We start from the raw sequence: 11,707 nt of genomic DNA, 5'->3' as shown, positions 1-11,707 counted from the left end.
GGCGGCCGTTCACTGCTGCGCGACGACCGATTGGCGGTAGACCACCTTCTCGTACGGCTGGACTTCCCGCTGGCCGTCCGCGTCGAACGCAATCGCGCCGGTCACGCCGGTATACGACTTGCCCAATGCCGCGAGCGCCGTGCGAATCTTCGCCGGGTCGACGGACTGCGCGCGGCCGATCGCCGCGGCGGACAACAGCGTCGCGTCGTACGCATAGCTGCCGAACGCTGAGCGCGGCGCCTCGTTGTATGCGGCCTGATAGGCGCTCGCATACGCTTTCGCGCCCGCGCCGAGCGCGGCGACTTCGAGGCCGATCTGGCCTTGCGCGATCTGCGCGGGCGTGTCGCTCGTGCACATCGTCAGGTAGATGCCGTACCACGGATGCTGGTTGAGCCGCATCTCGAATGCCTGCCGGTTCAGCGTCGCGGCCTCCTGCCCATAGGCGCTGTAGACATACGCGTCGGGCTGCGCGCGCGATGCCTGCTCCAGTTCGCGGCGATAGGTCGATTGCCCTTCCGTGTAGAGCACGGTCGACACCACCGTGCCGCCGAGCGCCTCGAAACGCTTCTTGAATTCGCCCGCGATGCCCTGGCCGTAGCCGTTGTTCGGCGCGATCAGCGCGATGCGGCGCAGCTTGCGGGCGTACACGTCCTGCGCGGCGAAGCGCGCGGACAGGTCGTCCAGCCCGATCACGCTGAACGAGCCCGCGCCGATCTTGCGCACCTGCTGACTCGACGAGCCGATGTTGATGTGCACGTCGCCCTGACGCACCAGGAACTGTCCGACCGGAATCGTCACCGACGACGAGAACTCGCCGAGCACGACCGGCACGTGTTCGACGGTCGCGAGCTTGCGCGCGGCGTCGAGCGCGGTATTGGCCGAGCCGCCCGAATCCTCGATGCGCACCGCGAGCTTCTGGCCCAGCACGCCGCCTTTCGCATTGATTTGCGCGACGGCGAGCTCGATGCCGCGGCGCTGGTCTTCGCCGATGGACGCACTCGCGCCGGTCAGCGGCAGCACCGCGCCCACGCTGACGTCAGCCTGCGCAGCGCCCGACGCAAGCGCACCGAGCGCGATCCAGACACCGACACTCCACTGACTTGCCTTCATCTTCGTTCTCCCGTCGCATGGTCGGCCGCACGGATCGCGGCATGGTTTGATATACAGAAGTGTCGACAGAATCACAGATCAAAAATCGTTTGCAAATAAATTTTCAAGTCGCTGAGAGGAATCGTGTAATTCTTGTCGTCGGCAGAAAAATCGCCCTGTTTTCATGCATTTATGCACGCCGATAAAGAGCGTGGATAGTCGTGGTGCACGGGCGCGCCAATCTGGCGCAATGGCGAATATTTCTGAAAAAAGTGTATACAGAGGTGAATTGCAGTGCTTAAATCAGCCCAACTCGACACGACTCTCGGAGGGCTGTCAGATGGTGGAGATCAAGCGATACGGCGCAGGTGAACGGATGAGCCAGCTGGTGGTTGCGGGCGGGCTGGCATTCGTCGCCGGGCAGGTGGCGGACGACACGTCGCTCGACGTTGCGGGGCAGACCCGGCAGATTCTCGACAAGATCGACCGGCTGCTCGAAAGCGCGGGGCTCGACAAGCGCCGGATCGTGTCCGCGAGCATCTGGCTGGCCGACTATCGCAGCTTCGCCGAGATGAACGGCGTATGGGACGCGTGGGTGCCGCAGGGCGAGCCGCCGGCACGCGCGTGCGTCGAATCGAAGCTCGCGTTTCCGCAGTACACGGTCGAGATCGCTGCGATCGCCGCGAGCTAGGACCAGGACAGGAGAACCGGACGATGAAGACGATCGTGCTCGGCGGCGGCATCGTCGGCGTGACCACCGCGTATTTTCTCGCGAAGGCGGGCGACGAGGTGACGGTGATCGAACGGCGCGACGGCGTCGCGCTCGAAACGAGCTTCGCGAACGCGGGGCTGATCGCGCCGGGCCATTCGTATACCTGGGCATCGCCGCGCGCGCCCAGGATTCTCTTCAAGTCGCTGTTTGCCGACGGCCAGGCGCTGCGGCTCAAATGGACGCCCGACTGGCGCATGTGGGCCTGGTGCGCGCTGTTCCTGCAGAACTGCACGGCCGAGCGCTCGCGGCGCAACACGTCGATCAAGGTGCGGCTGTGTCGTTACGCGCAGCAGCGGCTTCAGCAGGCGACGCGCGACGAACGGCTCGAGTACGACCGGACGAGCGGCGGGCTGTTGTACCTGTATCGCGATCCGGCATCGTTCGAGCGGGGCGTCGCGAACATGCGGATTCTGACCGACAACGGCCTGCCGCTCGACATCCTGGACGCGCGGGCCACCGTCGAACGCGAGCCGGCGCTGCGCCACGCGGCGGCCGGGATCGCCGGCGCGATCCATTGCCCGAGCGACGAGAGCGGCGACGCGCACCTCTTCACGCGCGCGCTCGCCGAGCGCTGCCGCGCGCTCGGCGTCGAATTCCGCTTCGGCGCGTCGATCGACGGCGTGCGCGCGAGCGCCGATGCGATCGACTATGTCGAGACGTCGCAGGGTCGCGTGACCGGCGATCGATACGTGCTCGCACTCGGTGCTTACTCGCCGTTCGTCGCGCGCGCGCTCGGCTACCGGCTGCCGATCTATCCGGTCAAGGGGTACTCGGTCACGCTGCCGATCGGCGACACGCACGAGCCGCCCGCGCTCGGCGGCGTCGAGGAGAACCAGCTCGTCGCATGGGCGCGCTTCGGCGACCGGCTGCGGCTGACGGCGACCGCCGAGTTCAGCGGCTACGACACCACGCATTCGCCGCACGATTTCGCGCACATGCTCGCGACCGCGCAGGCACTGTTCCCGAACGGCGCGGACTACGCGAAGCCGTCGTACTGGGCCGGGCTGCGGCCGATGACGCCGGAGGGCACGCCGATCATCGGCGCATCCCGGCACCGCAACCTGTTTTTCAACACCGGCCACGGCCATATGGGCTGGACCATGTCGTGCGGCACCGCGAAGATCGTGGCGGATCTGATCCACGGCAAGCGGCCCGACATCGACATCACCGGGATGACCCTGCAATGACCGAACTTCTGTCACCCTCCGAGGCGTCCGATCCGGGCGTCGGCGCCTACGCCCGCTTCGATTTCTCGCTCGACGCCGGCATCGCGCGGCGCGCGGCGATCGGCCTCGTCGTGCTGGCGACCGATCATACGATCGAATACGAGTGGCGGCGTCTGCTCGCGCTCGATGGCGTCGCGTTCTACGAAAGCCGGATCGCGAATTCGGCCGAGATCACGGCCGAGACGCTCGCGCAGATGGACGGCGGGATCTGCGCCGCGGTCGAGTTGATCCGGCCGGGCGAGCGGCTCGACGTCGTCGCATTCGGCTGCACGTCGGCGTCGATGGTGCTGGGCGAGGAGCGCGTCTTCGAGCGCATCCGCGAGGCACGGCCCGGCGTCGCGTGCACCACGCCGATCACCGCGGCGCGCGTCGCGCTGACGGCGCTCGGCGCGCGCGGCGTCGCGCTGCTGACGCCGTACGAGCGCACGATCAACGATGCGATGGCCGCGTACCTGCGCGCGCGCGGCGTCGATATCGTGCGGGTCGGCTCGTTCGAGCACCGCGACGACAACGAGGTCGCCCGGATCGAGCGCGCGTCGATCGAGCATGCGGTGCTGACGCTCGCCGCCGATCCGGCCGTCGATGCCGTGTTCGTGTCGTGCACGAGCCTGCGCATCGTCGATGCGTTGGCCGACATCGAAGCGCGCGCAGGCAAACCCGTCTTGTCGAGCAATCACGCGCTCGCGTGGCACGCACTGCGGCTCGCGGGCATCGACGATCCCGTGCCGGGCTTCGGCAGCTTGCTGATGCGCTGACGCATGGCTCGTGCATGCAACAAGACGCGCGCGGGCGAACTGCCGGTGGATAATGACGCGCGGTGACAACAGGTGGAACCAGGAGACGAGATGTCGACTTCCGTTATGGCTGGCCGGGAGACCGCGGCGCCGATGCGCACGGGCCTCACGGTCAACGAGATTTACGAGCAGTTGAAACAGATGGCCGTGCTGTACGAGATCCGGCCGGGCGAACGGTTCAACGAACTGGAGCTCGCCGAGCGCTTCAACGTGAGTCGTACGCCGATTCGCGAGGCACTGAACCGGCTCGTTGCCGAAAACCTGCTGGTGTTCGTGCCGAACCGCGGTTTCTTCATTCGGGAACTGGAGGGGAAGGATGTGTTCGATCTGTTCGAATTGCGTCGCTCGATCGAGACGACCGCGGTGATGCTCGCGTGCGAGCGCGCATCGGACAACGACATCAAGGCGCTGCGACGCTTCTGGAAGCAGGTGATGAAGAATGCCGCGCGGATGTCGTCGTCGGAGCTGGTCGTCAAGGACGAGGAGTTTCACCTGGAGCTGGCCGCGTTGTCGGGCAACGCCGAGATCGGCCGGGTGCTGCAAGGCATCAACGCGCGGATTCACTACGTGCGCTGGGTCGATGTCGATCAGCGACGCAACGAGGCGTTTACCGAGCATCTCGAGATTCTCGACGCGCTGGCGGAACGCGATGCGGCACGTTGCGCGGCGCTGACCGACACGCATATTCGCTGGCGGATGGAGGAGATCACGCGCGTCGTCCAGGCAAGCGTCGTCAAGCTGTACGCAAGATAAAACAAGACCGGCCGTGGATTTTGCGACGCTCGCACGCAGCATGCGAGCGGGCAGCGCGGGCCGGTCGACGAGACAAGCAGTCGTGCAAAGGAGGACGGGCCGCCCGGATCGACCGGCGCGGCGCATCGCTACTTGATCGTCACGAGGTGCCGTCATGACACACGGTACGTTGGTCACGCTGTACAAGCCGTCCGCAGCGCAGATCGAGCATTTGCTGACCTTGCCCGCGAAAAGCCCCGCCGTCGTCGCGGTCGACAATTCGCCCGTCGCCGATCGTGCGCTGTACGCACGGCTCGCCGAAGGCGGCGTCGACGTGATCGCGAATCACAATCGCGGCGGCATCGCCGGGGCATTCAACGCCGGCGTCGAATTCCTGGTCGGCCGCGGCTGCGACGTCTTCTTCATCTTCGATCAGGATTCGTACGTTCCGGACGACTATTTCGACCGAATGCTGGCCGGTTGCGCGCGGGTGGGCGACAGCCGTTTCCTGGTCGGGCCGCGGATCTTCAACCGCAATTTTCAGCGCGACCTGCCGTTGTTCACGGTGCGCCGCTGGTCCGCGCAGATCACGCCGATCCACGGCGGCGCGCATGGCCTGCTGTCGTGTTCGGTCATCATCTCGTCGGGCACCGCGATCTCGCTCGACGCGTATCGCGCGCTCGGTCGCTTTCGCGAGGATTTCTTCATCGACCACGTCGACGCCGAATACTGCATGCGCGCGCAAGCGCACGGCGTGCCGGTGCGCGTCAACGCCGACGTGTCGCTGCCCCACGAACTCGGCAGCCCGTCCGCGCAGCAGCACTGGCCGCGTGTCGAAATATTCGACCAGAGCCCGCTGCGCCACTACTACGCGGCGCGCAACTGCATCCTCGTCGCACGCGACTACTGGCGGCGCTATCCGGCGATGCTGCTGATCAATCTCATCACGCTCAAGCACGTCGCGTTCGTGCTGCTGCATGCGCGCAACAAGCGTCTGAAGCTGAAGGCGATCTATTGCGGCGTGACGGACGGGCTGCGAGGACGGTACGGGCGCGTGTGACGCGTGATTGATCGTGGTATTGGCGCGCGATCCACGCGCCATTAAATTCGGACCACTTATTACAAGAGAGGATTCCAGATGAGCTTGACCAAGCCGATTCACCGCCGCTATACGGGCGCGTTCTCCGTCGCGCCGACGATCTTCACCGAGTCGGGCGAGATCGACATGCCGGGCCAGAAGCGCTGTGTCGACTTCATCATCGACGCGGGAGCGGACGGCCTGTGCATCCTCGCGAACTACTCGGAACAGTTTTCGTTGACCGACGATGAGCGCGAGCGGCTCATCGCGGCGATCCTCGAGCACGTGGCGGGGCGCGTGCCGGTGATCGTGACGACCACGCATTTCAATCCGACGATCTGTGCGGCGCGCAGCCGCGCCGCGCAGGCGGCCGGTGCGGCGATGGTGATGGTAATGCCGCCGTACCACGGCGCGACGATCCGTTGCGGCGAGGCCGCGATCGAGCAGTTCTATGCGACGCTCTCCGACGCGATCGCGATTCCGATCATGTACCAGGATGCGCCGATGAGCGGCACGCAGGTATCGGCCGCGTTTCTGGCGCGCATCGCACACACGATTCCGAATCTGCGCTATTTCAAGATCGAGGTGCCGCAATCGGCGGCGAAGCTGCGCGAGCTGATCGCGCTCGGCGGCGATGCGATCGAAGGGCCGTTCGACGGCGAGGAAGCGATCACGCTGCTCGCCGATCTCGATGCGGGCGCGACCGGCAGCATCCTCGGCGGCGGGTACCCGGACGGGCTGCAGCCGATTCTCGCCGCGTATCTGGCCGGACAGCGTGACGACGCGGTCGCGCGCTATGAGCAATGGCTGCCGTTGATCAATTACGAGAACCGTCAGGCCGGCCTGCTGGCGGCGAAGGTGCTGATGAAGGAGGGCGGCGTGATCGCATCGGACGCGCCGCGCCGCCCGCTCGCGCCGCTGCATCCGGCGACGCGCGCGGGCCTGATCGAGATTGCGCGACGGCTCGACGCATTGGTGCTGCGCTGGGCACGCTGACGCGGCCGCCTCGCGGCACGACGTTCCGATTTCCGCCGCAACCGGTGCGCACGACGCGTACGGGCGGCCTTCGCACGCGATAACCCAACCAAGGAACCCGAAGAATGAGCATGCCGACGATACGCGCGGTTCGCGCGCTGACGGTGCGTGGTGGCGGTGCCGACTATCACGATCAGGATACCGGTCACTGGATCGACGACCACATTGCGACGCCGATGTCGCGCTACCCCGAATACCGGCAGAGCCGCCAGTCGTTCGGTATCAACGTGCTCGGCACGCTCGTGATCGAAATCGAGGCCAGCGATGGAACGGTCGGGTTTGCGGTGACGACCGGCGGCGAGATCGGCGCGTTCATCGTCGAGCGGCATCTCGCGCGCTTCATCGAAGGGCAGCGCGTGACCGACATCGAGAAGATGTGGGATCAGATGTTCTACGCGACGCTGTACTACGGACGCAAGGGCGTCGTACTCAATGCGATTTCCGGCGTCGATCTCGCGCTGTGGGATCTGCTCGCGAAGGTCCGGCGGGAGCCCGTGCATCAGTTGCTCGGCGGCAAGGTGCGCGACGAGCTCGAGTTCTACGCGACCGGTGCGCGGCCCGATCTCGCGAAGGAGATGGGCTTCATCGGCGGCAAGCTGCCGTTGCATCACGGCCCGGCCGAAGGAGAGGCCGGTCTGCGCCGCAATCTCGAGGCGCTGGCCGAGATGCGTTCGCGCGTCGGCGCCGATTTCTGGCTGATGCTCGACTGCTGGATGAGTCTCGACGTGCCGTATGCGACGCGGCTCGCGCACGAAGCGCACGCACTCGGTTTGAAATGGATCGAGGAATGCCTGCCGCCCGACGACTATTGGGGCTACGCGAAGCTGCGCCGCGACGTGCCGCGCGGCATGCTCGTCACGACCGGCGAGCACGAAGCGACCCGCTGGGGCTTCCGGATGCTGCTCGAGATGGAGTGCTGCGACATCATTCAGCCGGACGTGGGTTGGTGCGGCGGGCTCACCGAGCTGATCCGCATCTCGGCGCTGGCCGACGCGCGCGGCGTGCTGGTGATTCCGCACGGCTCGTCGGTCTACAGCTACCACTTCGTCGCGACGCGGCACAACAGCCCGTTCGCCGAATTCCTGATGATGGCGCCGCAGGCGGATCGTGTCGTGCCGATGTTCGATCCGCTGCTGCTCGATGAGCCGGTGCCGGTCGGCGGACGGATGAGGGTGCCCGACACGCCCGGTTTCGGCGTGCGCCTGAATCCGGACGTGCGCATGCAGCGCCCGTACGAACACTGAGCGCGCGCAGGCGTGCACTGGCATCGTGAGGCCGGCTCGCACGGCGGCGGCCGCTGCCGAACGCGTGATGGTCGAGAAGGAGGAGGGCGCAATGACGAAGTTGCTCGAGGACAGGATCGTCGTCGTGACGGGCGGATCGCGCGGGATCGGCCGCGCGATCGCGCTGGCGTGCGCGCGGCATGGCGCCGACGTCGTCGTGAACTACTGGACCAACCCGCTGCTGCCTGCGCAGGCCGATCACGAGATCGACGCGCTCGTCGACGCGATCCGCGCGACGGGGCGCGATGCGCTGGCCGTACCGGGCGACGTCGCGCAGCCCGACACGGCCGGCGCCCTCGTCGCGGCCGCGGTCGAGCGATTCGGCCGGATCGACGTGCTGGCGAGCAATGCCGGCATCTGCCCGTTCCACGGCTTTCTGGACTTGCCGCCCGAACTGCTGCAAAGAACGATGGCAGTGAACCTGCACGGCGCGTTCTACATGACCCAGGCCGTCGCACGTCAAATGGCCGCGCAAGGGCACGGCGGCGCGATCGTCGCGACCAGTTCGATCAGCGCGCTGGTCGGCGGCGGCATGCAGACGCACTACACGCCGACCAAGGCCGGCGTCCATGCGCTGATGCAGTCGTGCGCGGTTGCGCTCGCGCCGCATCGGATTCGCTGCAATTCGGTGCTGCCCGGCACGATCCGCACCGAGATCAACGACGACGATCTCGCCGCGCCCGGCAAGACCGAGTACTTCGAGCGCCGGATTCCGCTCGGCCGCCTCGGCGAGCCGGACGACGTCGCCGACTGCGTCGTGTTTCTCGCGTCCGACATGGCGCGCTACGTGAATGGCGCCGCGCTGCTCGTCGACGGCGGCATGTACGTGAACCTGCAATGACACCGCGAGGCATGGGCATGGAAACGATCGCCTTCAGGATGCGCCTGCACCCCGGCAAGCAGGCCGAATACCGGCGCCGGCACGATGCGATCTGGCCGGAACTGGCCGACGCGCTTCGTGCAGCGGGTATTTCGGACTACTGGATCTTTCTCGACGACGACACCCATCACCTGTTCGCCGTGCTCAAACGGCCGGCCGATCACCGGATCGCGCAACTCGCCGAAACGGATGTGATGCGTCGCTGGTGGGCGTACATGGCCGACCTGATGGCGACCGGACCGGACGGACGTCCGGTGGAGAAAGCGCTGGCGCCGATGTTTCATCTGGAATGAGACCGGCCCGTTCGACGGATCGGCCGCGCTCGACGTGTGCCGAACCGTCGCAGCGGATCGTCGTGTCGCATGAACTCACGGAGCTCACATGCAGGTTGTCGATCCCCATGTCCATTTCTGGGACGCCGACGCGCTGAGTTACGGCTGGCTCGATCGCGCTCAGCCGGCGTTCTCCGGCGCGGTGGCGGATTTGCCTCGTCGCTACCTGCCGGCGGACCTGCGCGCGGACGCCGGCGCGGATCTCGACGTGCTGAAGGTCGTGCATGTCGAGGCGATCCACGATGCGTGGACGACGCCGAGCGAAGTCGACTGGCTGCAGGCGCTTGCCGACGCGCCAGCGAGCGGCGGAATGCCGGACGGCATCGTCGCCGGCGTCGACCTGTTCGCGCCGGACGCACGCATCCGGCTCGCCGACGCGGCGGCGCATCCGAACGTGCGCGGCATCCGGCAGGTGCTGAACCGGCATCCGGACCCCTGGTACAACTACGTCGACGTGGACTATCTGGCCGAGCCACGCTGGCGCGAGCACTTCGGCATGCTGAGCGAGTTCGGTTTGTCGTTCGACCTGCAGCTGTACCCGGCCCAGGTCGGCGCCGCGCTCGCCGTCATCGATGCGCACCCGGACACGCCCGTGATCGTCAATCACACGGGCATGTTCGTCGACCGGAGCAGCGTGCACGGCTGGCGCGAATGGCGCGACGGACTGCGCGGGCTCGCGCGGCGCGCGAACGTGACGATGAAGCTGTCCGGGCTCGCGATGTTCGACCATCGCTGGTCGGTCGAGAGTTTCCGCCCGTACGTGCTGGAGGCGATCGACGTGTTCGGCGCGGCGCGCTGCATGTTCGCGTCGAATTTTCCGGTCGATCGGCTCCATGCCGGCTATCAAGCACTCTGGCACGCGTATGCGGAGATCGTCGCGGGCGCCCGCGACGATGAGCGTGACTCACTGTTCGTCCACAATGCGTTGCGAATTTACCGGTTGTGAGCCACGTGCCACCGTGAACGTCAACGGATGTGCGGTGCGCGCGTCGTCGCTCGGCGTGATGTGCACCGGGCCGCAACGCGCGCATTCGCCGGTTCCGACGGGCCGCGAACGGCAGGGCGGCCGGCGAGATCGATGCGGCTGTCCAGGCGCCGGCCACACTGCCTAACGTCGAGCCGTGCTGGACGGCGCTTCCCCGGAGCTTGCCCGCTTTAACCGCGCAACGCAGTCGCGACCACGCTCGCCAACGGCGTCGTGGGGCGACCGATCAGTCGCGCGAGGGCGCCGCCGTCGTCGAACAGCGCACCGCGCGACGCGGCCACGTCGGCATCGGCCAGGACGCCGGCAAGCTCGGGCGGCAACCCGGCGCTCGTCAGCGCGTCTGCATAGGCGTCCTGCGCAAGATCGTTGTAGACGACGGTCTTGCCGGATTGCCGCGACACCTCCGCGGCCAGCTGCGCCAGCGTGAACGCATCGTCGGCCGCGAGTTCATACGTCTTTCCTGCGTGGCCGTCCGTCGTCAGTACCACGGCTGCCGCCTCGGCATAGTCCTTCCGCGCGGCGGAAGAGAAGCGCCCCGCCTTGGCGGCCCCGATGAACGCGCCGTGCTCGAGCGCCGCGGGAAGGGCCATCAGGTGGTTCTCGGTGTACCAGCCATTGCGAAGGATGACGGCGGGGAGGCCCGACGCCGCAACGACTTCTTCCGTCTGCCGATGCTCGATCGCGAGCCGGGCAGGCGAAGTGTCCGCGTGCAGCATGCTCGTATAGGCGAGCAACGAGACGCCGGCCTGCCCGGCCGCATCGATTACCGCGCGATGCAACGGCAAGCGGCCGGCGACTTCGGTCGACGAGATCAGCAGGAGCTTGTCGACACCGACGAACGCGGTGGCGAGCGTTTCAGGCCGCTTGTAGTCGGCCTCGCGCACCGCCACGCCGCGCGCCTCGAGGTCGCGCGCCTTCGCGGGATCCCTCACCGCCGCGACGATCCGGCTGGCCGGCACGGTTTCAAGCAATGCGTCGATCACAAGGCGCCCGAGTTGCCCGGATGCTCCCGTTATTGCATACATGTTCGTTCTCTCCGTGTATCGGTAGGTGAGGTTCCAAGTGTAGGGATGAAGGTTTCCATTGGAAACCACCTATCCATCGGTTACCATCATTTTCAAGTAACCAAATGGAAACCTCGGTGGGACGACGATGGGCTTGAGAATGCGAAAGAAGGTGGAGCCGCTGCCCGGCTGTCCGATGTCGAAATGCATGGCGTTGATCGGCGGCCTGTGGACGCCCGAACTGATCTGGTGCCTGAGCAACGGCCCGCGCCGGTTTTCGGAGTTGCGGCGCGACAACCCGACCATCACCGCGAAGGTGCTGACCGGCAGGCTGCGTGATCTCGAGGAGCGGGGCGTGATCCGGCGAAGCGTGTTGCCGACGTCGCCGCCGTCCGTCGAATACGAGTTGACGTCGCTGGGCAGGGAACTGCTGCCGGCGATTACGTCGATCGTGGAGGTCGGGTCGCGTCTGCTGCTTCGCGACCGGCCGCGCTAGC

13 protein-coding genes are annotated in these 11,707 nt (G+C 66.6%); 11 read left to right on the top strand and 2 right to left on the bottom strand.

All coding sequences use genetic code 11. The features are described from left to right. Window positions 1-9: 9 nt before the first annotated feature. Window positions 10-1,110, bottom strand: a complete 1,101-nt coding sequence (locus tag WS96_RS15460) for an ABC transporter substrate-binding protein (RefSeq protein WP_059794324.1) — start codon at window positions 1,108-1,110, stop codon at window positions 10-12. 319 nt (window positions 1,111-1,429) lie between these two features. Between WS96_RS15460 and WS96_RS15455 the strand changes: the two genes are divergently transcribed. The 10 genes from WS96_RS15455 to WS96_RS15410 all read left to right on the top strand — a co-directional run bounded on the left by WS96_RS15455 (window position 1,430) and on the right by WS96_RS15410 (window position 10,167). Beyond that, a complete protein-coding gene (locus WS96_RS15455; RefSeq protein ID WP_179949063.1) occupies window positions 1,430-1,780 on the top strand; it encodes a RidA family protein in 351 nt (116 codons plus the stop codon). Next, complete coding sequence (locus WS96_RS15450; RefSeq protein ID WP_156443640.1) at window positions 1,672-3,048, top strand: D-amino acid dehydrogenase; 1,377 nt, start codon at window positions 1,672-1,674, stop codon at window positions 3,046-3,048. The genes WS96_RS15455 and WS96_RS15450 overlap by 109 nt, the downstream gene beginning before the upstream one ends. Further along, window positions 3,045-3,842: a maleate cis-trans isomerase family protein gene (locus WS96_RS15445; RefSeq protein WP_059833552.1), complete on the top strand. Its 798-nt coding sequence runs from the start codon at window positions 3,045-3,047 to the stop codon at window positions 3,840-3,842. Before WS96_RS15450 ends, WS96_RS15445 begins: the two co-directional genes overlap by 4 nt. 90 nt (window positions 3,843-3,932) lie before the next feature. Then, a complete protein-coding gene (locus WS96_RS15440; RefSeq protein ID WP_034209154.1) occupies window positions 3,933-4,634 on the top strand; it encodes a GntR family transcriptional regulator in 702 nt (233 codons plus the stop codon). Window positions 4,635-4,788: 154 nt separating this feature from the next. Beyond that, a complete protein-coding gene (locus tag WS96_RS15435) occupies window positions 4,789-5,673 on the top strand; it encodes a glycosyltransferase family 2 protein (RefSeq protein ID WP_059833550.1) in 885 nt (294 codons plus the stop codon). Window positions 5,674-5,751: 78 nt separating this feature from the next. Beyond that, a complete protein-coding gene (locus WS96_RS15430; protein WP_059833548.1) occupies window positions 5,752-6,687 on the top strand; it encodes a dihydrodipicolinate synthase family protein in 936 nt (311 codons plus the stop codon). 104 nt (window positions 6,688-6,791) lie between these two features. Beyond that, window positions 6,792-7,970 (top strand): L-rhamnonate dehydratase, encoded by a 1,179-nt coding sequence (gene rhmD, locus WS96_RS15425; RefSeq protein ID WP_059827293.1) that lies wholly within the window; start codon window positions 6,792-6,794, stop codon window positions 7,968-7,970. A 91-nt stretch (window positions 7,971-8,061) separates the two neighbouring features. After that, a complete protein-coding gene (locus WS96_RS15420; protein ID WP_059833700.1) occupies window positions 8,062-8,850 on the top strand; it encodes an SDR family NAD(P)-dependent oxidoreductase in 789 nt (262 codons plus the stop codon). Between the two features lie 17 nt (window positions 8,851-8,867). Next, on the top strand, window positions 8,868-9,182 hold the full coding sequence (rhaM, locus tag WS96_RS15415) for an L-rhamnose mutarotase (protein WP_059833547.1): 315 nt from the start codon (window positions 8,868-8,870) through the stop codon (window positions 9,180-9,182). An 88-nt stretch (window positions 9,183-9,270) separates the two neighbouring features. Then, the gene (locus WS96_RS15410) at window positions 9,271-10,167 is read left to right on the top strand and encodes an amidohydrolase family protein (RefSeq protein WP_059833545.1); all 897 of its coding nucleotides are present in this window, start codon (window positions 9,271-9,273) and stop codon (window positions 10,165-10,167) included. A gap of 209 nt (window positions 10,168-10,376) precedes the next feature. On the opposite strand, the gene WS96_RS15405 is transcribed toward WS96_RS15410, so the two are convergent. Next, window positions 10,377-11,231 (bottom strand): SDR family oxidoreductase, encoded by an 855-nt coding sequence (locus WS96_RS15405; protein WP_059833543.1) that lies wholly within the window; start codon window positions 11,229-11,231, stop codon window positions 10,377-10,379. 187 nt (window positions 11,232-11,418) lie between these two features. Here WS96_RS15405 and WS96_RS15400 point away from each other — a divergent pair, with 187 nt between their 5' ends. After that, window positions 11,419-11,706 (top strand): winged helix-turn-helix transcriptional regulator, encoded by a 288-nt coding sequence (locus WS96_RS15400; RefSeq protein ID WP_236872845.1) that lies wholly within the window; start codon window positions 11,419-11,421, stop codon window positions 11,704-11,706. Window position 11,707: the final 1 nt, after the last annotated feature.

It is taken from the genome of Burkholderia sp. MSMB1835, assembly GCF_001526365.1.
In the GTDB taxonomy this organism is placed as follows: domain Bacteria; phylum Pseudomonadota; class Gammaproteobacteria; order Burkholderiales; family Burkholderiaceae; genus Burkholderia.
Note: the sequence above shows the minus strand (reverse complement) of the source record. Positions and strands in the feature narration are given on the sequence as shown.